The sequence below is a fragment of the Sporosarcina sp. Y352 genome, assembly GCF_056786535.1.
Window position 1 is genome coordinate 26,293 of record NZ_JBXCJE010000019.1, and the last position, 23,205, is coordinate 49,497.

Genomic DNA, 23,205 nt, shown 5'->3' on the forward strand with positions numbered 1-23,205 from the left:
TTTGTTCTTTGATCTAAAAGAAAAGATGCCTCTTTATGTATGAGTTGATGATTACTCATACATAAAGAGGCATCTGCTATCAATTTTACTTTACATTATTTCTAGGAACCTCAATCGGAGTTTTACCACCCATAATATTTGTTAATGTTTTGGAAAGCTCCAATATTTTCTTGCCATAGAAAGATGCATCTATGTCAGGTTCGCTTGATAGAAATAAGCAGCTGACAACTAATTTTACCTCACCTTGCAAACTAAAAATTGGAGCTGCGACCCCGCACACGCCAGACGTATGTTCCTCATAACTTTCAGCATAACCTTTCACTCTAACATTTGCGAGTTCCTTTTTAAACTCTTCTATATTGGTTATGGTCTTGCTTGTAAATTGCTTAAATCCGCTACTATGGATAATTTCTTCTGCTTTACTCTCATCCATAAATGCTAAATAGCATTTACCGAAAGAAGCACTTGTTAAAGGAAAACGTTGACCTATGCTAACAGTAACTCGAACTGGTAAATCTGGCTCTTCCTTTGCTACATACATTAACCTGTTACTGGCAATTGGTTCCAATAAGACTACCGTTTGTTGCGTTTCCTCACATAGCTCCTTCAGGTGATGTTTACAAAGTTCAAGATAGTCAATGAATTCAGTTGCTCTTGCGCCAAGTACAACTAGGTAAGAACCAAGGCTGTATAGCTTTTTTTCATCGTTGTAGAAAACATAGTTATGGTTTTCAAGAACCTTAAGAATCCGATGGCAAGTACTTTTATTGATATCTAGACTTTTGCAAATATCAGCGAGACTACTTGTACTATGATTATAACGGCTAAGATATTCTAATATTCTTATTGTTGTTTCTAAAGCTGGGACATCGGAACGAACTTTTTTATTTTCCATCTAAATAACCTCTTTTATAATATTAGAGTTCTGTGCATGAATAGAATTCCATCCTTACCTGAACAACGCTCTTGTCCACTTAATTGATTTTCATTCTATGAGATGACTTTAACAAATTAAATTGGCTAAACAATCTAGCTTCATTTTCGCCTTCTGTAGTACATTGTTCCGTTTACGGAACAATGTACTACAGAAGTTAATTTTGGTCAATGATGTTTTTGACAATTCGCACTAACCCGGATGAGTCTTTGCTTACAGGAATTGTATCTCCCTTAGATCTGCTTTGGAGAGGTAACCTTATCCATCATAAATTAAATAGTACCTGACCACCGTCAACTTGTAAAACAGTACCGTTAAGATTGGGGAAAAATAGGATCAAAATTCATTCAGATTAAAAAATGTCATTTATAAACATTATAAAAATTAATGTTATTTTAACAATAAAATAGAATAGGTTGACTATTTAGTCTCGCAGGTGGTATTATTGTTCCACATAGGGAATGTCGTTCCTATTACAGGACGTTGAATCTTTTTATATTCTAATTCACACTCAGGGCTAATCAAGAATAAGGTACCTAAAGTAATTCGAAACTGCTAACTTAAAGGGAAAATAAAATGTACAAGGAGGATGAGAAATGAAAAACGCTGTAATTGTTGACACTGTTAGAACAGCTATTGGTAAAATTGGTGGTAGTTTAAAGGAAGTAGAGGCAGACTTCCTAGCTGCAAAGGTCATAGATGAAATTTTAGTACGTACAGGAATTGATAAAAGTGAGATCGATGAAGTAATTTTGGGACAAGCAAAACAGAGTGCCGATGCATCAAATCTTGCCAGATTAGCATTATTGCGCGCCGGACTTCCAGTCGAGGTTCCTGGATATACCGTACATAGACAATGTGGCTCTGGAGTTCAGTCAATAAATGATGCTGCCCTACAAATAATGACTGGTCAATCTAAAATCATTATTGCGGGTGGTGCGGAATCTATGAGCACAGCTCCTTATTATATTCGCAACGCCCGATACGGATTAGGGGCAGGAAATGGTGGTATTTTAGACCCCAATACAGAAAGCCAACCGCGTTCACAGCCAATTGAAATCTATGGAAATCTTACAATGGGATTAACAGCAGAAAATTTAGCAGAAAAATACAATATTTCTAGAGAAGAGCAAGATGAATTTGCCTTGCGTAGTCAGTTGCTAGCGAGTGATGCAATTAAATCCGGTCGCTTTATTAAAGAAATCGTTCCTTACGAAGTCAAACATGAAAAAGAAGTAAAGGTGTTTGGTATCGATGAACACCCTAGATTAACCACTTTAGAAAAATTAAGTAATTTAAAACCTGTTTTCAAGGAAAATGGTACAGTAACTGCCGGTAGCAGTAGTGGTCGAAATGATGGGGCATCAGCTGTATTAATCATGTCGGAAGAAGAAGCGCTTAAACGTGGTTTAAAACCGAAGGCTAGAATAATTGCCCAGGCAACTTCCGGAGTTTCCCCAGAGATAATGGGAATTGGGCCAGTAGCGGCAACAAAGAAAGCATTATCCATGGCTAAACTATCTTTAGATGAAATTGGATTAATTGAATTAAATGAAGCCTTTTCAGCCCAAGCCATTGCAGTAATGAAGGAGTTAAACATGGAGTTGGATAGAGTGAATGTCAATGGTGGTGCCATTGCACTTGGTCATCCAATTGGGGCTACAGGATCTATTTTAATGACCAAATTGTTACACGAAATGGAACGAAGAGATGTTAAATACGGACTGGTCACACTCTGTATTGCGGGTGGACAAGGAATTACAACAATTGTTGAAAATTTACAAGTATAACAACAACAAGAGTGTCGTGAGTTTTTAGAAAAGACACTTTTCTACACTCGAATCACTCCGTATATGGCGATATACTATTATATGCGGATCAATTTCGGGTTTTGAAGGAGGCTTTTTAGATGGGTGGACCATTAGAAGGAATTAAGGTATTAGAGCTATCAAGAACACTCGCGGGACCTTTTTGTAGTATGCAGCTTGCAGATATGGGAGCAGAAGTTTTAAAAGTTGAACAGCCGGGACTTGGGGATGAAACACGAAGTTATATTCCTCCCGAAATAAAAGGTGAATCTACTTATTTTATGAGCCTTAATAAAAATAAAAAAGCAATTACATTGAACCTTAAAACAGAAGAAGGACAACGTATTGTGAAGAAACTTGTGGCGGAATCGGACGTATTAGTTGAAAACTTTCGAAATGGAACAATGGAGAAATTTGGATTAGGATACGAAGTTCTCAAGGAAATCAATCCCCGACTTGTCTACTGTGCAGTCAGTGGGTTTGGAAGAACCGGTCCCATGAAGGATGAGCCAGCTTATGATTTACTCATGCAAGGGTTTGGTGGATTAATGAGCGTTACGGGTGTACCGAATCAGGCCCCCGTGAAAGTTGGTTTTTCAATCGTTGATTTATCGACGGGACTCTACGCAGCGCTTGGGATCATGTTGGCATTATTTTCTAGAGAAAAAACCGGTAAAGGCCAATATGTCGAATCTTCCTTGTTAGATACGGTTGTATCGCTATCGAATTATTTAGGACAGGGTGTATTAGCTACTGGTCAAGCACCAGGGCGCCACGGATCAGGGCATCCTACGCTCGTTCCTTACCAAGCCTTTGAAACAAAAGATGGGTACGCAATTATTGCTGTTCCGAATGATGGATTATGGAGAAAAATGTGTGATGCGCTAGGGCTTACTGAGCTAAAGGACCATCCAAAGTATGCAGTGAATGAGAATCGAGTAGCCAATCGTGAAGAGTTGGTAGGAATTCTTACAGCATATACAAGGCAAAAGGATTCGTCTGAAGTCATTGAAAAGTTAAAACAAGCAGGTGTTCCGAGTGGACCTATTAATGACCTAGCTGAATTATTGGCGCATCCTCAAGTTCATGCCCGAGAAATGATAACAGAAGTAGAACACCCTACTATAGGGACGATGAAAATGTTAGGTGTTCCTATTAAGTTATCAGACACACCTGGATCAGTTAGGAAGGCACCGCCTTTGTTGGGTGAAAATACCGAAGAAGTACTAAAATCACATGGTTATAGTCAAGAAGACATAATAAAACTAAGAGAAAAGGGGGTTATTTAATATGGTTAAACGTATTGCTGTAATTGGTGGAGGTACGATGGGCCGTGGTATTGCCTATACTGCTGCATTAGCGGGATTTGCAGTTACTTTACAGGATATTTCGGAAGAAGCAACCAATCGTGCAAAAGATTATATAGAAGGTCTATTAAATAAAAGTATAGCGAACGGTTATGTACAATCTGATCAGGGTGAACTTGTAATGAATAATCTTTCTTATACGACAAAATTACAGGATGCTGTAATAAATGCTGATTTAGTTATTGAAGCGGCACTGGAAATAATGGAGATAAAAATCGATATTTTTAAACAGTTAGATGAATTTGCACCAGCTCATGCGATTCTAGCAACAAATACGTCAACGATGAGTCCGACTGAAATTGCCGCTTCGACAAAGAGACCTGAGCAATGTGTAGCCATGCACTTCTTTAATCCGGTTCATCGAATGAAATTAATCGAAATTATTAAAGGATTGGATACTTCAGATGCCACGCTAGAAATAGTGAAGCAGGTAGCAGAAAAAATGGGTAAAGAGACTGTGGATGTGAATGAGTTTCCAGGTTTCGTAACAAGTCGCATGAATTGTTTAATTGGAAATGAAGCGATGAATATGCTGATGGAAGGTGTCGCTTCGGCTAAAGATATTGATAAGGGACTAAAATTAGGGCTAAATCATCCAATGGGGCCATTAGAACTTGCGGATTTAGTGGGTCTTGACACTCGTTTACGCAATATGGAATATTTGTACGCAACACTAGGTGAAAAATACCGACCATGTCCACTACTGATTAAGTATGTGAAGGCTGGCCGTTTAGGTAAGAAAAGTGGAAAAGGATTCTATGACTATACGTAAGAGTGTGTTGGATTCTATGAAACAATTGAACACTTACATTTAAAAGAGAAATATTAATCTTAAATAAAAGGGAGAAATGAAAATGGACTTTAATTTATCAGAAGATATTATTTTTTTGGGAGAAGTTGTTAGAAAGTTTGTTAAAGAAGAAGTAGAACCGGTTGCAATGGATATAGAAGAAAATAATCACATTCCTGAAAAAATTGTTGAAATGTCTAAACAGATGGGGCTCTTTGGTTTAAGTATTCCAGAAGAATATGGCGGACTAGGGCTTGATATGGTTGGTAAATGTGCGATTTATGAGGAACTAGGTAAGACCCATAATGGCTATACAACTCTGATTGGTGCTCATACGGGAATTGGCAGTGTTGGGATTGTTGAACTCGGAACTGCGGAACAAAAGAAAAAGTACTTGCCTAAAATGGCTTCTGGGGAATGGATTGGTGCGTTTGCATTAACGGAACCAGATGCTGGTTCAAATGCTGCAAACATAAAAACAACAGCTGTTAAAAAAGGTGACAAATACATTATTAATGGCACGAAGCATTATATTACAAATGCAGTAGATGCGCATATCTTTACGGTAATGGCTGTAACAGATGCTTCGAAAGGTGCGAAAGGAATTAGTTCCTTTATCGTAGAGAAGGATACACCGGGCTTCTCACTTGGCTCAATTGAAAAGAAAATGGGCTTAAAAGGCTCCCATTCAGCTGAATTATTCTTTGAAAATATGGAAGTTCCAGCTGAAAACATATTAGGGGAAGAAGGACAAGGATATATTAATGCTTTGAAAATCCTTGCCAATGGACGAGCAGGTCTTGCAGCTCGTAATCTAGGCTCTTGTGTCAAACTATTAGAACATTGTATGGACTACACGCATGAACGTAAACAATTTGGAAAACCGATTGCTGAAATCCAAGTCATTCAACATATGCTTGCGGATATTAGTATGCAAATCGAAGTATTACGTTCTATGACATACCGTGCAGCTTGGATGACGGACCAAAAAATGCGCGTTGTGAAAGAATCGGCGATCGCAAAATTATTTGGCTCCGAGGTTTATAACAGAATTGCAGATGCTGCCGTTCAAATCCATGGTGGTGTGGGCTACGTTTCCGAATATCCTATTGAACGTTATTACCGCGATGCTAGAATTACAAAAATTTATGAAGGTACTTCAGAAATTCAACGTAATATTATCGCAAACGAACTAATTCGAGATTATGCAAAGAAGAGATGAGAACGCGTGAAGCGATACGACAATCTTCGAAAACATACAAGTAATGTAGAGGAAGATCCACTCACTAAAATGAATTGTAGGAGGTAAATAATGAACATTTATGTATTGGTAAAACGGACCTTTGATACAGAAGAAAAAATTATAGTAACAAACGGTAAAATCGCAGCGGATGGTGCAGAATTCATCATCAATCCTTATGATGAGTATGCAATAGAAGAGGCAATCCAAGTGCGCGATGCACAAGGCGGCGAAGTGACAGTGGTGACAATCGGTGACGAAGATGCGGAGAAGCAGCTTCGCACAGCACTTGCGATGGGCGCAGATAAAGCTGTTCTCATCAATACAGAAGATGAATTAGATGAAATGGATGAATTTTCAGTGGCGAGAATCATTGCGGAATACTTAAAAGACAAAGAAGTCGATTTAATCCTTGCAGGGAATGTTGCGATTGATGGTGGATCTGGTCAAGTAGGTCCACGTGTTGCTGAACTGCTTGGCATTAATTATGTAACGACAATTACGAATCTAGAAATTGATGGTACATCTGTTAAGGTCATTCGTGATGTTGAAGGGGATTCCGAATCTATCGAAATGTCCCTTCCTTTACTTGTCACTGCTCAGCAAGGGTTGAATGAGCCACGCTATCCATCCTTACCGGGTATTATGAAAGCGAAGAAAAAGCCGCTTGAAGAGCTGGAACTCGATGATCTGGATCTCGATACGGATGAGCTTGAAGCGAAAATAGAAACAATCGAAGTGTTCCTACCTCCACAAAAGGCAGCAGGACGAATTCTTGAGGGAGAACTTGCTAATCAAGTGAAAGAACTTGTGACATTGCTGAACGCAGAAGCAAAAGTAATCTAACTTTAAAAGTATCTATTAGGAGGGACTTTATATGTCTAAAAAGGTAGTAGTACTTGGGGAAGTACGAGATGGTGCATTGCGTAACGTTTCATTTGAGGCAATTGCGGCCGCGAGAAAGATTTCTGGAAATGGTGAAGTCGTTGGGGTCCTAATGGGGGATGCTGTTCAATCATTGGCGGATGAATTGATTCATCATGGAGCCGACCGTGTCGTCACTGTAGAGCATCCACATTTGAAAAACTATACATCTGATGGTTTTAGCCAAGCATTTATGGCTCTTTATGAGCAAGAAAATCCAGAAGCGATTGTATTCGGACATACTGCACTTGGGAAAGACCTTTCGCCAAAAATTGCGGGTAAGCTCTCATCTGGTTTGATTTCCGATGTGACGGATATTGAAGGGGAAGGCACTGATGCGGAATTCATTCGTCCGATCTATTCTGGTAAAGCATTCGAGAAAGTAAGGAATAAAGAAGGGCTGTTGTTCATCACAATCCGTCCGAATAATATTGCACCAATTCCACAAGATCCTGGTCGCTCAGGAGATGTTTCATCCATTTCTGTAGATATTAAGAATATCCGATCTGTTATTACGGAAGTAGTCCGTAAGTCAACGGAAGGTGTCGATCTTTCTGAAGCGAAGATTGTCGTTGCTGGCGGACGAGGCGTGAAAAGTGCAGAAGGCTTCGAGCAATTGCAAGAACTTGCTACCTTACTTGGAGGCGCAATAGGGGCATCTCGTGGAGCATGTGATGCTGATTACTGTGATTATTCATTACAGATTGGACAAACAGGAAAAGTTATTACACCTGATTTATATATTGCCTGTGGAATTTCTGGTGCCATTCAGCATTTGGCTGGAATGTCGAATTCTAAAGTGATAGTAGCGATTAATAAAGACCCGGAAGCCTCAATTTTCGAGGTGGCAGATTACGGGATTGTTGGAGATCTATTTGAAGTCTTACCTCTTTTAACAGAGGAGTTTAAAAAGGTGCTAGTTTCAGTTTAAGTGAGAATAATGGTAACTGAAAAACCGCATCGCTTGGATGCGGTTTTTCAGTACATACGACGTTCAACACGTCAGGATGCAATTGGTGGATTGATTAACTTTGAAATAACAATGGAGGATGAACAAAATGTTACAACTGCTGAATTTACTTGCGTTCCTTGCTGTGACTGGATATGCAGTATATTTGTTTGTCAATCTTGTATATTCTAGATATTTATTTATAAAGTTGGGGAAAAAATCGAAATTCGAACCGAATCTCAAAGAACGATTAAATACAGTATTGATTAACGTTTTTGGTCAAAAAAAATTGTTTAAAGATAAGAAAAGTGGATTTATGCACTTAATTCTTTTTTATGGTTTCTTTATCATACAAATTGGGCTTATTGAACTTATCTTAAAGGGTTTTATAAAAGGCTATAAGCTTCCTTTAGGTGAGATGCATAACTATTTCAGTTTAATTCAGGAGTGGGCAACATTCCTTATGATGTTGGCTGTTGTATACGCATTTTACCGCCGGTATGTTGAAAAACTTGAACGTTTGCAATGGTTGCGAGACGGAAAAGCTGCCTTTGTTGTCATCGCTTTATTCGTCTTGACATTATCCATCCTACTAAGTTTAGCATTTGAGAAGATTATGTTAGGATATGAACCTGATCTTGTTTTTACTCCGTTCTCAGGGGCCATTGCAATGTTATTGTCTAGTATTGGACCTACAACAGGAAATGTTTTGTTTTATGCATTTTGGTGGGTACATATGCTAGCAGTGTTTTCATTTATGGTGTTTGTTCCTCAGTCAAAGCAATTACATGAGCTGTTTGCCATGATCAATATCTTTCTCAAGAAAAAAGGACCAGTTGGTAAATTGAGCAAAGTGGATTTTGAAGATGAAGAGGCTGAAGAATTTGGTGTAGGGAAAATTGAGGATTTCACTCAGCATCAGTTAATTGATTTGTACGCTTGTGCTGAATGCGGGCGATGCACAAATATGTGTCCTGCTTCAGGAACTGGAAAAACATTATCTCCTATGAATTTGATTGTTAAAATGAGAAATCATTTAACGGAAAAAGGAGCAATCGCTACTTCTCGAAATGCGTGGCTTCCAAGTAATGTTTTTGGAACCTCCAAACTATCACCATCACCATCGATAGATTTTGCAGAACTCGAAACAGCGGCCACTGCAGAAATGCCTCGTCTAATTGGTGATGTCATTACGGAAGAAGAATTATGGGCATGTACGACGTGCCGAAATTGTGAGGATCAATGTCCTGTAGCTAACGAACATGTAGATAAGATTATTGATATGAGAAGATATTTAGTCATGACAGAGGGGAACGTACCTCAAGAAGCTACACGTTACTTTCAAAATATTGAAAGACAAAGTAATCCATGGGGTATTAATCGTAAGGAACGTATCAAGTGGCGTGAGGAACGTGAAGATTTAACGGTTAAGACAGTAAAAGAAATAGAAGAATTTGAGTATTTATTATGGGTAGGATCCATGGGTTCTTTCGATAAACGAAGTCAAAAGATCATACAATCTTTTGTCAAAATAATGAATATAGCTGGTATTGATTTCGCTATTCTCGGAAATGATGAGCGAAATTCTGGTGATACCGCACGAAGAATGGGGAATGAGTTTTTATTTCAACAATTATGTGAGGAAAACATCGCTAGCTTCCAAAAGCACAATGTAAAGAAAATTGTTACCATTGATCCGCATGCTTACAATACCTTTAAACATGAATATCCTGAATTCGGATTGGAAGCAGAGGTTTACCATCATACTGAATTAATTTGGAGATGGATTCAAGAAGGACGTATCAAACCGACGAAGGAAGTTACTGAAGACGTTGCTTATCATGATTCGTGTTATATCGGACGTTATAACGACATATATGATATTCCACGCCAAATTCTTAAGTCCATTCCAGGTGTGAAGGTTTTAGAAATGGAACGGAATAAAGAAGATGCAATGTGCTGTGGTGCCGGCGGCGGTATGATGTGGATGGAGGAAACTCAAGGAAAACGCATCAACGTGGACCGTACAGAACAAGCATTACTTCTGAATCCAACAACAATAGGCAGTAATTGTCCTTATTGCTTAACCATGTTAAGTGATGGAACAAAGGCTAAAGAAGTGGAAGATCAAGTAAAGACATTAGATATTGTAGAAATTGTTGAACGATCACTGGCTATGTAATCGAGGAGAAACGAGACAAGTACTAGAAGCTAAATATGGTTTTATAGTTGAGATGTTATCAGCAAAGGAGATGGATGAGTTTATGGATTATCAAAATATCCTGGTTGAATTTGAGGATCGTATCGGTATTATTAAGATTAATCGTACTGAGGTTAGAAATGCATTAGATGCCAAAACACTAGCTGAAATGAGCTATGCTTTGGAGGCATTAGAAAATGATGAAAGTGTCGGTGTAATTGTTATTACAGGAGCGGGTGAAAAGACCTTTGCTGCTGGGGCAGATATTGGCCAATTAAGAGATAAACAACCAAAAGACGCTCTTGTACCTGGAATGTCAGGTCTATATCAAAAAATCGAAAATTGTCATAAGGCCACGATTGCGGCTATAAATGGATACGCATTGGGTGGGGGTTGTGAGCTTGCCATGGCATGTGATATTCGAATTGCAGCTGAACATTCGAAATTAGGTCTTCCAGAGCTTAATTTAGCTATTATTCCAGGTGCAGGCGGCACACAGCGATTGGCACGGATTATTGGCAAGGGTAGAGCCCTCGATATGATATTAACAGGTGAAATGTTAACCGCCAAACAAGCTGAAGAAATTGGGTTAGTATCAAAAGCTGTCCCGATGGAAGAGTTATGGCAAGCAGTTATAGAGAAAGCAGATAAAATTTTATTGAAGGGGCCATTGGCTGTGAGCCTAGCCAAAGTGGTTATTAATCGTGGTTTTAATTCGGATATGGAAACAGCACTCATGATTGAAAAGCTAGCACAGGCTGTTTTGTTTGGATCAGAAGATAAAAATGAAGGAACACAAGCCTTTCTTGAAAAAAGGAAAGCTGTCTTTACAGGGATGTAAAAAATTATCAATGAAATAATTATGAAAGGAGGCTATATTTTATGAATAGCCTCCTTTTATAAATAAATCGTTTGCTACATTAAACATTTATAATAAAATTATTAAAGAATAAGTGTCCCAGAATCATGGTAGACCGACAAGGAAATTACTTGACAGCCATAGGTCGCCCCCGTTTTCGCTTACTCAAAGAAAAGGATTCAAGAGGGAGTAAACTACAACTCGTCACCAATCGGTTTGACTTGAGTGCAGACTCTCCGAGATGTACAAATTACGCTGGGCATGAACTGTTTTTAAATGGATTAAACAACATAAGAACAACAAAAAGTTCTATGGTCAAAGCGAGTGGGCTTTTCATAATCAGGTGTATTTCGCACTAATCGTATATTGCTTGAATGTGTCGGTACTAATAGAGGCGCAGAGTAAACGTGAAATCCTGAAAATTAGCCGTGTTAGACTGACCAAACTTGCGTAAACAATGACTAGGATACCAACATGGAAACAGCTCAAATGAATGAAAAACTAGATCAGGCTGTTTTATTTGGATCTTACGACAGAATGAAGGAACAGCCTGTCTTTACAGGGGAATAAATCTGTTCTGTCAATTATTACAGTCAGCATTTTGTTGATTTCTAGCGTCTGCTAATTCCTTATTTGTAGTCGTAATAATTTGTGGAAACTTTTAAGTCTGGTAATTAATATAGTTAGGAATATCTATATTATGTTTCAATTTTTTAATATTTCAGTTAGACTTGTAAATAATATTGAATTCAGTCTCCTGTAAAATTTTAAGAATAGATAAAAATACTACCTGAAATACTTTTGTCTTTTTTGAGTGTATAAATTGGTAATCTAGAGAGTATAAAGTGAACAATGTCCAATATTATATTTTCAAATGGTCCTAAAGAAATAATATTATGGCGGTGTTGAAAATGTCAATTGTCCCGACCTCAAATTACCAACAATTTGAGATAAATGACTTTCCTATTGTAAGGGAAAATCATTTTGAAATGTGGAATCAATTTTTCTTTAATTCAATTGAAAAGCAAAAATTAAACAATGAAATTCCCAAACTTAGAAACTTTATATATGAGTCTTGGGAAAGAAGTACGAAATATGATAATATTGATCCAACTATGCTAGGCACAACAAAAAACTTTTCTATGGATAAAATAAAAGAAATCAGAAAAGGAAATAGAATACTTCATATTGCTGAACCGATACTTAAGTATGAAATAGAAGAACTTAATTCAATTAATAGTATAGTTATGTTTAGTGATAGTGATGGTGTTATTTTGGAGGGATTTGGTAATCCTTCATTAGCAAGTAAAATAGATAAAAATGTTAATGCCGGTATTGGGTCCTGTTGGCAAGAAAAATATGCAGGTACGAATGGAATTGGTATTTCTATACTTGAAAAAAAACCTGTACAACTTGTTTCAGCAGAACATTTTTCTCTGGGGTGTCACGATTGGATTTGTACAGCTGCACCTATTTTGGAACCGCTTACGAATAATGTTTTAGGCGTAATTAACCTTTCTTCAACTATAGAAGCTTATCATCCTCTAACGGTCGCCAAAACTATTTGGCTTACAAATCAAATAGAAAAGTTAGTTTATGAGGATCATTATCAATTAAGAGAAATGTTGAGTAATATTTATTTTGATGCGATTAATCAATGGCGAAATCATAAAGTGATTTTATGTAATGCTGAAGGGAAATCTATTTGGAACAACATTGCTGGTTCCAATTCTGAAATAGAAGTACTATTAGCGAATGAAATTGAAAATAATAAATTATCAGAAGTGAAAGGTTGGGAAAATGAAGTAACGATTTTTGAAGATTCTTACCAAGTGAGATACAAAAAAATTTCATGGAGAAATAGTTTCATTGGTTTAATTGCAATTATGGAGAAAAAAAGGGGAATTATCCCTCAAAGAGTTAATCATAGTCATCATGTAAGATACTCATTCCAATCATTAATCGGACAATCTGATTCATTTAAGAAAGTAATTAAAATTGCACAGGTTGCTGCTTCATGCGACTCAAAGGTTTTAATTACTGGGGATAGCGGTACTGGTAAAGAGTTAATTGCGAACGCAATTCATCATGCAAGCGATAGGACGAATTATCCATTTGTTGCTTTAAATTGTGCGGCAATACCTAAGCACTTGCTGCCGAGTGAATTATTTGGTTATGTGGCGGGGGCATTTACTGGTGCAAATCCGAAAGGAAGTATTGGGAAATTTGAATTAGCTAATAAAGGAACTCTTTTTCTTGATGAAATTGGTGACATGCCTTTGGATTTACAAGTTCAACTATTAAGGGTTTTACAAGAACAAGAAATTACAAGGCTTGGAGATAACAAACGTATACCATTGGATGTTAGAATTATTTCAGCTTCCAATAAAAACTTTTCACGAGAAATAGAAAATGGGAATTTTCGAAAGGATCTTTATTATCGCCTTAATGTTATTTCAATAGAAAGCCCATTGTTGAGCGATAGACGTGAGGACATTCCTATACTTGCGAATCATTTTGTTCAGAAACAATCCCTAAAAAAACATCAAGGTCCATTTCATATCACTCACGAAACAATGGAGATTTTAAAAAAATATTCTTGGCCTGGTAATATACGTGAACTAGAAAATGTCATGGAATATGCTGTGAATTTTTCTGATGGATCCCAAATAATACCTGAAAATCTTCCAAATGAAATTAGTTATCAAAAAAGACAAATTACTCAACAAGTATCTAATCCAGTAGAACAAGCGGAACTAGATTGGATTTTATCTGTGCTGAATCAATCAAACATGAATATTTCAAAAGCTTGTAAGAAATTGAATATGAGTCGTAGTACGGTTTACAGAAAATTGAAGAGATATAATTATGATATAAAAAACATAAAGTAATAGGATATTTGATTAATTTAAAGCTTATTATATTTTTCTTTAGGTAAAGATTAATTTTTATTATATTCATATCAATCTTCGATTTTTAATAATTTGATTACTGTGAAATTAACTTTACTTATTAGCTCTAATCTTTTGATTAGGGCTTTTATTAATTTCGTGAATTCTATAGTTTTAGCGTAAACGTTTATGTGTTATATAGGTATTCTCTCAGACGTGGCAGATGCCGGTAAAGTCGAAGACCCTTTATTAGTGATCTAAAACATTAGTATCCTCTGTATCTACATTGGAAGTATATCTACCTGTCCAACCTTAACGACCAATGGGCTACTATTCTATATCAACCGAAAACCACTAGGTTGATATAGAATAGCTTGCTTCTGAAGATTCCGATCTTCTGTTAATAGCGAAGCTTGTACTTTTTAAGATTTTGGACCGCGCATCATTTTGGTATACTTTGTCCGCTAGTCTTAAAGGCCACAACTTGAGTTTCCCATTCTTTTTTTATTCTGCTTGTGTCATTGAGAAAACCACCTCCTAAACTGTCTTGAGGAAATTATCGCATATTCAAAAAGCGCAAAATAGGTGTGGACTATTTGACGCTCGTATTAGCAAGGTAAGCGTCAAATACACCCAACCTTCTAACCTCTTACTGTTTTGTGGAAATCACATTAACATCATGGTTAGGAGGTTTTTCATGTTCAGAGACGAACAGCGAGTCATGTTACAGGTAAGGATTGAAGCATTTAAAGCGAGTAAACACCGATTGATCGCGTATATCCAGTCTGCGGAGGTACCGATTTACTAAAATCGATTGATGGATTAGCAGATTGTCCAAGAAAGTTATCAGCTTAATCCATTTTTTCCTAGTTTATTCTTCTGTAATCGCAAGCGCGACAAACTGAAAATCCTTCACTGGGGTCATAACGGATTCTGGCTTACTACCGAAGGTTGGAAAACTGTCTATATCAATGGTCCGATGGACAAGCAATACAATCGTTAGCGATTAACTATCGACAATTATACTGGATACTCGATGGTCTACTACACGAACAAAAACATTCCCATACAAAAGTTTCTGCAAACATTGTTTGAAAAAGGAATTCGTCGAGTCATGTCGAATTCCTTTTAATTTATTATGGGAAAATTAGTAGCGTTCATCTCTTCTGCAATTGAAAAACTCGCAGAGAAAACTGCTAATCTGGAAAAACAAAATGTGCGCTACGGGCTAAACTCAACTATAAGCACGAATTATAAAAAGTAAGTGCTCACTGAAAGATAGGCGGGCGCTATTTGACGCTTTCTAGGCAAGCGATATAGAAGCGTTTAATCCAAAAGGAGAAATCTGTCTAAAGGTACAGTTGGTGAATTCCCTTGCTTAGTTGATATCCCCCTTGTTAAAGGAAATGAGATTCTGGTAATAAATTAATTTTTCAAATATAAGTGTGTCAAAAATGAGAAAAAGTGCCTCAATTTTAAGAAACCCTTAATTATAAGGTTTTTTTAGACATAAGGACGTCTGTTTAGTAAAATCTGTATCAAAATTGAGATTCTCTTTTAATCTAAAATACTAAGAATTCGACTTTTTATACTTGGCACGGTTATTGCATTATAAATATACAGAAGTACATAAAAATGAATCAAAGGAGGAATTGTTACTAGAATTACAATTACTAATATGAATTGACGATTGTATGTCCCGTTATCGTTTTACAATTCAATTCATTATATAAACTATTGCAAACAAATATTGGGGGGTATGAATTTGAAAGCAGCAGTTTGGTATGGAAAAGAGGATATTAGAGTTGAAGAAAGAGAACTTAAAGAGATGAAAGATGATGAATTAAAGGTAAAAGTAGCCTGGACAGGAATTTGTGGGACAGATCTACACGAGTATGAACACGGTCCCATTTTTATTCCCGTAGACGGTCCAGATCCTATAACCGGAGGTCAAGCACCAGTCACTTTAGGGCATGAATTTACGGGTGTTGTAGAAGAGGTGGGCTCCAGTGTCAAAGAGTTTAAAGTTGGCGATCGTATTGCTGTTTATCCAATCATAACAAAAGGATTGCAAAATCCAAGAGAGGATATCTTTGATGGGTTTAGTACGATTGGCTTAAACTTAGACGGTGGATTTGCGGATTATGCGGTGATACCAGAAAAAAATGCATTTAAATTGCCGGAAACTTTATCGCTAGCGGAGGGAGCTTTAGTTGAGCCGGCTGCTGTAGCAGTTCAGGCAGTAAAGGAAGCTAGTTTGATTATTGGAGACTCTGTAGCAGTTTTTGGGTCGGGGCCAATTGGTTTACTTACCATTATGGCTGCCAAGACAGCAGGTGCTAGGAAAATCATTGCTTTAGATGTTTCTGAAACTAGGCTCGAGAAAGCATTACAATTAGGAGCAACTCATATCATTAACCCCATTAGAACGAATCCAGTTGATGAGATTAGAAAAATTTGTCCAAATGGCGTAGATGTTTCTTTTGAAGTAGCGGGTATAGCAACTACATTTAAACAAGCTGTTCATTCAACAAAAATTAGAGGATTGGTCATGGTAGTATCAATCTTTTTAGGAAATATCGAATGGAACCCGTTTGATCTTACTAATGGTGGAGTAAAAGTTATGGCAACTTTAGCTTACGAACCGGTAACCTTCAAACAAACTATAGATTTAATTTCTACTGGACAATTGGATGTAAAAAAGGTAATTACGGCCCAAATTGAATTAGATGAAATTGTTGAAAAGGGAATTAAAGCTCTAACAAATGATAAATCTCAGGTGAAAATTCTTGTCAAATTAAGCGGGGAATTGTGATAGATGAATTTCTCGAAGAAATAGGTATCTAAATATTCAATTGATAATAAAAAATCATAATTACCACAAGTTAATAGGATGACTATGAATTTTATAAGCCAAGAGGAGGGGGAAGTATGGCCAAACAAAAAGTAGCTGTTGACCGGTTCTGGACAAGGGATTGCCCTTAGATTAGCAAGTGATGGTTTTGCAGTGGTTATTAATGATATCAATACCTCCGCTAAAAGAGCAGAAAATAGTTTGTTGTAAACTGGGACTTACCCCTCTCATTAGGAAAGCCTAGTTTTATAGAAGTCTTATTATTCGTAGCAAACGCGAGAATGAGAAAATTTTCAAAGTGAAAGTTATCAAAAGCAGCCATTAATCGGAGTACATGCAAACAGATAATAAAAGAGCTTAAGAAAAAGATTCCTTACTGTCACAAAAACAAGGAAAATTGTCGCAAACTTGGGATAAGTAGAGGGGTTTGAATTAGATTAGATTATCCATATTACCTCTGTTATTAAAATGCTTTTTCAATTCTGCAACACTAAATTAAAACTAAATAAAAAAGAGCAGGACAAGCTCAGAATTTAATTTGGCACGATACTTGCATATAAATTAAGTGAATCAACCTAGAAACTATAAAGTTGTAAACGTATTCAATTACAGGGTTGAAAAATCTGGAAAATTGAGGAGGGAATCAGTTATAAAAACTATGGAGAGGAAAACTGAAATGCTATTAGAAAATTAGAATATCTATGAGTGCTGTATCAGAACTGGCGCTACCGCATGGGAGCTGACCTAGAATGAAGAAAATAATGTCCAAGGGTCAACCAAATTAATAAAAAAATAAAACAAATAAATTGGGGGAAAACCATTATGAACAAACTTAATATTGGCAATAAAACGAAATTAGAGAGTTTCGATGCAGTTGTTATCGGCGCAGGTTTCGGTGGTCTTTACGCTGTTCACAAGCTTCGCAATGAACTGGGCCTGAACGTCCGAGCTTACGATAAAGGATCAGATGTCGGCGGTACATGGTACTGGAACCGTTATCCTGGCGCACTTTCAGATACTGAAAGTTATCTCTATCGATTTTCTTTTGACAAGGAGTTACTTAAAGAGTGGACTTGGAAAGAAACATATTTGACAAAATCCGAAATTCTAGAGTATTTCGACCACGTTGCCGACCGTTACGACCTGCGCCGCAGCTATCAATTCGATACAAAGGTAACAGCAACCTATTTTAATGAAGATACGAACTTATGGGAGGTCACAACGGACAGAGGTGAAACAGTCACTGCAAAATATCTTATAACTGGGCTTGGCCTGCTATCGGCAACGAATGTACCAAACTTCAAGGGCAGAGATACCTTTAAGGGCGAGCAATATCATACCGCCGCATGGCCACAATCCGGTGTTGACCTAAAAGGTAAGCGTGTGGGTGTAATCGGTACCGGGTCAACTGGAGTACAGGTCGTTATCGCCACCGCTCCAGAAGTCGAACACTTAACAGTATTCCAGCGCACAGCCCAATACAGTGTTCCGTCCGGGAAACGACCTCAATCAGAAGAGGAAATCAACCAGATAAAGGAAAATTACGATGAGATATGGAATAAGGCGAAGACCTCCTCTGTGGCTTACGGGATCGAAGAAAGCACCGTGCCTGCGAGTTCGGTATCGAGAGAAGATCAGGAACGTGTATTTGAGAAGGCCTGGAATAAAGGGGGCGGCTTCCGCTTCATGTTTGAAACTTTCAGCGACATTACTACAGATCCTATGGCCAACGAAGCCGCCGCTAGTTTTATTCGCAGGAAGATCATGGGAATTGTCCAGGATCCTGAAACAGCACGCAAGCTATGTCCAACTGGATTGTATGCAAGACGCCCACTATGCGACAGCGGATACTATGAAACCTTTAATCGTGACAACGTCTCGCTAGTCGATGTCAAAGAGAACCCGATCGTAGAAATCACATCAAAGGGTGTACGAACAACAGATGGTGAATACGAGCTGGATGTACTGATCTATGCAACAGGCTTTGATGCGGTAGACGGAAACTATACTAAGATTGACATGCGTGGTCGTAATGGTGAATCAATGCGCGAGAAATGGGCAGACGGACCTACCGGTTATCTTGGAATGACGAATACCGATTTCCCGAATCTATTCATGATTCTAGGTCCGAACGGCCCTTTCACGAATCTGCCGCCAAGTATCGAAACGCAGGTTGAATGGATTAGCGATACCGTAAAATTCCTAGTAGATAACGACATCGCAACCATCGAACCAACGCAAAAGGCTGAGGAGGAATGGGTCGAAACATGTCGTAACATCGCAAACCAGACACTATTTGCGAAAACCGGATCGTGGATTTTCGGAGCGAACATCCCTGGCAAGAAGAACACAGTCATGTTCTATATGGGAGGCTTAGGAAACTACAGAAAGATATTGGCAGAGGAGGGCTACAAAGGCTTTATATTCGATCATGCCATGGCTAAAGTGAAATGAGATAATATTACTGAATAAATCTGGAACAGTCCACAAAATCTTTAACATTGGACTAATAACCTATACAGGTGATTGATATTGCAATTTTATATATTACTATTATTGTAGGTTATGAATGAATTTGTGAATTAATCTTGCGATTACTAAAACAGTATTTACTGGTTCTGAAGTAGAACTACTGTTTTAGTAAAAGTATAAACGAATTTAAAACTATAAAAATATACAAGTATATCTAGAATATTTAACATCTCAGAATGATCATGTCGAGGGGTAATTCAAGTTGTCAAAATATATTATTTGAATTAATAATAGAGTATTTCCATAAATGGAAAAGGGGAGTCGGAAATGTATATTAATGGGCAATGGTTAGAGACGAACAAGGTATTAGAAGTGAAAAATCCAGCAAATGGTCTATTCGTTGACAAAGTATTTTTAGTGGGAAAAGAAGAAACTAAACTGGCAATAGAAGCAGCAAAGAATGCGTTCCCATTATGGTCTGGACTAACTGGTGAACAGCGCGGTGCTTATTTGCACAAAGTAGTTGAACTGTTGGAAGAAAAAAAAGATCACCTTGCCCAGACGATTACGAAAGAGATGGGCAAATCGATCCATAATGCTCGCTATGAGGTTGGGAGCACCATCGCCTTTTTTAAATGGTATGCGGAAGAAGCTCGCCGTGTTTATGGGGATATTGTTCCTGCTTCTGCAACAAATAAAAGAATTTCTGTTCTAAAGCAGCCAATTGGAGTGGTTGGTGCCATTACACCATGGAATTACCCTCTATCCATGGCAGCAAGAAAACTAGGGCCTGCATTAGCTGTTGGTTGTACGGTTGTATTGCGGCCATCCCGTGAGGCACCCTTATCATCCGTAGAGCTTTTCAAAGTATTCGATGAAGCTGGTCTTCCGGAAGGTGTTGTGAACCTTGTCATTGGGAATGCTTCTGATATTGTTGGAGAACTAATGGCAAGTGATACGGTTCGAAAAATTACATTTACAGGATCAACAGAAGTTGGAAAGAAACTCATTCGTCAATCGGCTGACACAGTAAAACGTGTTTCGATGGAGCTAGGTGGACACGCTCCGTTTATTGTATTTGAAGATGCAGACATGGACCTTGCCATCGAAGGTGCTATTAGCAGTAAGTTTTCATCAACTGGTCAACAATGTGTATCTGCCAATCGTATTTACGTACATAATTCGATTTATGATACATTTGCACAACGTTTTGCAGATAAAGTTGCATCCTTGGTGGTCGGTGATGGAATAAATGAAAATAATCAAGTGGGTCCAATGGTTAATCAAGATGCTGTTAGTAAAGCACACGATCATGTTATGGATGCAGTAGGTAAAGGAGCTACAATACTTTGTGGTGGTAAAGCGTTAACTGAGAATGAATATGAGGGCGGCAGTTACTATTTACCAACAGTACTAGCAGATGTTAACGAAGAGATGAAAATTACCTATGAAGAAACATTTGGTCCAGTTGCTCCATTAATTCGTTTTAGTACTGAAGATGAGGTTATAGAAAAAGCAAATAATATCGAGTATGGTTTAGCTTCTTACTTTTACACGAATGACCTTTCTAGAACTCACCGAGTTTCAGAAAAGCTTGAGTATGGAATGGTAGGAGTTAACGATCCTGCGCCATTTGCTGTACAAGCTTCCTTTGGTGGAGTAAAAGAAAGTGGGTTAGGAAGAGAAGGTGGTCGATATGGTTTGGAAGACTATCTTGAAACAAAATTAGTTTCTGTAGCAATACGTGGTTAAAATCAGTAAAAAGTTGTATTAAACAAGTTGAGGGGAGAATGTAACCAGATGATTTCGCGGGGTCAATGTCTCATTTCCGCGTTTGCAACTAACTCTGTTGTCCTGGCAAACTTCTACAACCAAATCAGACTTCACTTGGAAACAAAAAAGTTAAGTCCGTTTTAGGACGGGATCTATTCATGGAGGGTTGTCCTTGACCCGACGAAACCAGCTATGGAAGAAAAATAAAATGAACATGACTTAATGATATTTTAGTTGAATAAAAGGTAGCAAGCAAACACTTAACAATGAGCCACTTTTGGTAACTCTAGTTAAGTGTTTATTTGTTATTAAAGTGCGAATGTACATTCCGTGCACTGATTAAAGGAGGAGGAAACATACGTGCATGTTGAGTTGATTAAGTCGATGGATCGGAATCACGTCTTGGATTAAGATGTACATATCAAAAGGCGGTGCAATAAGCAAACGTAGAATCAAGGTACTGCAGGTGGATGAGTTATCATTCTTAATTAGTTTCAAAAATGAGAAAGCATGTATCGAAGTTGAGAAAACGCTGTAATGACAATGATATAAGGACTTGTTGCATTATAATTGTTTCAAAATTGCAACATCATGTTGAAATGTAAATGCAAACAAAGTAGCAATATGTATGGGCTTTGAAGGTTGGCATGATTATTGCGTAGTAATAGGTGTTTCACCAATGAAGTGAAAGGTTAATATTTTCAAAGATATTTCTGGTATAGGTTGGTTTGCTGGGGATTTTTCTATCTGTAAGGAAAAGTCGCTCTAGCTAAAAAACAGATTATTGAAATGCATTTATAAAGTGGAGGTGTAGAGTTGAAGAATACAAAGAAGGAAATAGCAGTAATTGGTGCTGGAACCATGGGGTTAGGCATTGCTCAACTATTTGCACAGCACAATTATATTGTGAGATTAATTGACTTGAATGAAAAAGTGATTCAAGGGGCAAAAGCGAAGATTGAGGAAGAAGTTTCTTTGTTAAGGAAATACGAAATTATCTCTTTATCAGATAGTGAGTCCTTAATGGAAAAAATCTTTGTCTCTACTAGTTTAGAAGATGCAAGTGAATCTTTGCTTGTTGTGGAAGCGATTCCAGAGAATATGAAAATAAAACAGGATTTATTTAAAAAATTGGAAAAAATTTGCGCAAAATCAACCATCTTTTCAACAAATACTTCGGGTTTATCCATTAATACCATTGCCTCAGTATTAGATAATCCTGAAAGATTTATTGGCACGCATTTTTTTATGCCGGCTTCTATCATTCCTTTGGTTGAAGTAGTAAAAGGGGAAAGAACGGCCGATATTACTGCAAATCAAGTATTACAACTTTTCCGGGATTTAGGAAAAGAGCCTGTGCTGATTAAAAAAGATATTCCAGGATTCATCGGAAATCGTATCCAACACGCAATGGCAAGGGAAGCTATTTCTTTATTAGAGGAAGGAGTTGCTACTGCAGAAGACATAGACACAGTTGTTCGTTGGAGTTTAGGAGTACGCTTATTGTTCACAGGTCCATTAGAGCAAAGAGATTTAAATGGATTAGATGTTCATTTGTCTATCGCTTCTTACCTTTATAAGGATTTAGAAAATAGAACAGAGCCAGCAAAGCTTCTTACAGAAAAAGTCGAAAAGGGGGAATTAGGCATCAAAACAGGTAAAGGTTTTTACGAATGGGATGATAATGAAAAGCAGAATGCTTTAAGTAGTAAAAATATTTCACTCTTCCGATTAATGAAAATGCTGAAAAATAATTAATCAGGTAAATCAGTTAATGCCATCCTAACTCATCTGTAGAGAGTAGACTGAATAAAGTCGGGGCTAAGGTATATAAAACACCGGTTAATTGTGATATAACCGTGACTAGTAACGGGGTTAAACACGCAGCTTCGACTGCATGTAAAGACGGCAAAAAGGTAACTGCGCCAGTTGTAAAGAAAACACCTAAGCCAGCACCTAAACCGGTCACATCTAAGCCAGTGGCGAAACCAAAACCAAAACCAAAACCGGCTCCTTCAACACGAACAAATTTTAAAAACTGTACAGACTTAAAGACAGTACATCCTAGCGGCGTCCCACAAGGTCATGCTGCATACCAGTCGAAAATGGATCGTGACAAGGATGGGTGGGCTTGCGAATGACAA

Annotated in this window: 16 protein-coding genes and 1 pseudogene; 16 read left to right on the forward strand and 1 reads right to left on the reverse strand. The window is 37.7% G+C overall.

The window, feature by feature from the left end; genetic code table 11:
* Positions 1–85 precede the first annotated feature (85 nt).
* Positions 86–895, reverse strand: coding sequence for an IclR family transcriptional regulator (locus AC1TO6_RS19735; RefSeq protein ID WP_482103305.1), 810 nt, complete (start codon positions 893–895; stop codon positions 86–88).
* 635 nt (positions 896–1,530) lie between these two features.
* Here AC1TO6_RS19735 and AC1TO6_RS19740 point away from each other — a divergent pair.
* From AC1TO6_RS19740 to AC1TO6_RS19815, 16 genes and pseudogenes are all read left to right on the forward strand, one after another.
* Positions 1,531–2,724, forward strand: a complete 1,194-nt coding sequence (locus AC1TO6_RS19740) for a thiolase family protein (protein ID WP_482103306.1) — start codon at positions 1,531–1,533, stop codon at positions 2,722–2,724.
* Positions 2,725–2,843: 119 nt separating this feature from the next.
* A complete protein-coding gene (locus tag AC1TO6_RS19745; RefSeq protein ID WP_482103307.1) occupies positions 2,844–4,031 on the forward strand; it encodes a CaiB/BaiF CoA transferase family protein in 1,188 nt (395 codons plus the stop codon).
* A gap of 1 nt (position 4,032) precedes the next feature.
* A complete protein-coding gene (locus AC1TO6_RS19750; RefSeq protein ID WP_482103308.1) occupies positions 4,033–4,881 on the forward strand; it encodes a 3-hydroxyacyl-CoA dehydrogenase in 849 nt (282 codons plus the stop codon).
* An 82-nt stretch (positions 4,882–4,963) separates the two neighbouring features.
* Positions 4,964–6,121, forward strand: a complete 1,158-nt coding sequence (locus AC1TO6_RS19755; RefSeq protein ID WP_482103309.1) for an acyl-CoA dehydrogenase family protein — start codon at positions 4,964–4,966, stop codon at positions 6,119–6,121.
* Between the two features lie 90 nt (positions 6,122–6,211).
* Positions 6,212–6,985 carry an electron transfer flavoprotein subunit beta/FixA family protein gene (locus tag AC1TO6_RS19760; protein WP_482103310.1) on the forward strand — a complete coding sequence of 258 codons (774 nt, stop codon included), beginning with the start codon at positions 6,212–6,214 and terminating at the stop codon, positions 6,983–6,985.
* Between the two features lie 31 nt (positions 6,986–7,016).
* A complete protein-coding gene (locus AC1TO6_RS19765) occupies positions 7,017–7,994 on the forward strand; it encodes an electron transfer flavoprotein subunit alpha/FixB family protein (RefSeq protein WP_482103311.1) in 978 nt (325 codons plus the stop codon).
* Between the two features lie 127 nt (positions 7,995–8,121).
* Positions 8,122–10,194, forward strand: coding sequence for a (Fe-S)-binding protein (locus tag AC1TO6_RS19770; protein ID WP_482103312.1), 2,073 nt, complete (start codon positions 8,122–8,124; stop codon positions 10,192–10,194).
* An 82-nt stretch (positions 10,195–10,276) separates the two neighbouring features.
* A complete protein-coding gene (locus AC1TO6_RS19775; protein ID WP_482103313.1) occupies positions 10,277–11,053 on the forward strand; it encodes an enoyl-CoA hydratase/isomerase family protein in 777 nt (258 codons plus the stop codon).
* Positions 11,054–11,226: 173 nt separating this feature from the next.
* Positions 11,227–11,501, forward strand: a pseudogene (locus AC1TO6_RS19780) (IS4 family transposase); the annotation flags it as partial.
* Between the two features lie 481 nt (positions 11,502–11,982).
* Positions 11,983–13,962: a sigma-54-dependent Fis family transcriptional regulator gene (locus AC1TO6_RS19785; RefSeq protein WP_482103314.1), complete on the forward strand. Its 1,980-nt coding sequence runs from the start codon at positions 11,983–11,985 to the stop codon at positions 13,960–13,962.
* A gap of 829 nt (positions 13,963–14,791) precedes the next feature.
* Entirely contained in the window at positions 14,792–14,965 is a 174-nt protein-coding gene (tnpB, locus tag AC1TO6_RS19790; RefSeq protein WP_482103326.1) for an IS66 family insertion sequence element accessory protein TnpB, read from the forward strand.
* Positions 14,966–15,727: 762 nt separating this feature from the next.
* Positions 15,728–16,777 carry a 2,3-butanediol dehydrogenase gene (locus AC1TO6_RS19795; RefSeq protein WP_482103315.1) on the forward strand — a complete coding sequence of 350 codons (1,050 nt, stop codon included), beginning with the start codon at positions 15,728–15,730 and terminating at the stop codon, positions 16,775–16,777.
* 861 nt (positions 16,778–17,638) lie between these two features.
* On the forward strand, positions 17,639–19,270 hold the full coding sequence (locus tag AC1TO6_RS19800; RefSeq protein WP_482103316.1) for a flavin-containing monooxygenase: 1,632 nt from the start codon (positions 17,639–17,641) through the stop codon (positions 19,268–19,270).
* A gap of 345 nt (positions 19,271–19,615) precedes the next feature.
* On the forward strand, positions 19,616–21,040 hold the full coding sequence (locus tag AC1TO6_RS19805) for an NAD-dependent succinate-semialdehyde dehydrogenase (protein WP_482103317.1): 1,425 nt from the start codon (positions 19,616–19,618) through the stop codon (positions 21,038–21,040).
* Positions 21,041–21,877: 837 nt separating this feature from the next.
* Positions 21,878–22,819 carry a 3-hydroxyacyl-CoA dehydrogenase NAD-binding domain-containing protein gene (locus tag AC1TO6_RS19810; RefSeq protein ID WP_482103318.1) on the forward strand — a complete coding sequence of 314 codons (942 nt, stop codon included), beginning with the start codon at positions 21,878–21,880 and terminating at the stop codon, positions 22,817–22,819.
* A gap of 101 nt (positions 22,820–22,920) precedes the next feature.
* A complete protein-coding gene (locus tag AC1TO6_RS19815; protein WP_482103319.1) occupies positions 22,921–23,202 on the forward strand; it encodes an excalibur calcium-binding domain-containing protein in 282 nt (93 codons plus the stop codon).
* Positions 23,203–23,205: the final 3 nt, after the last annotated feature.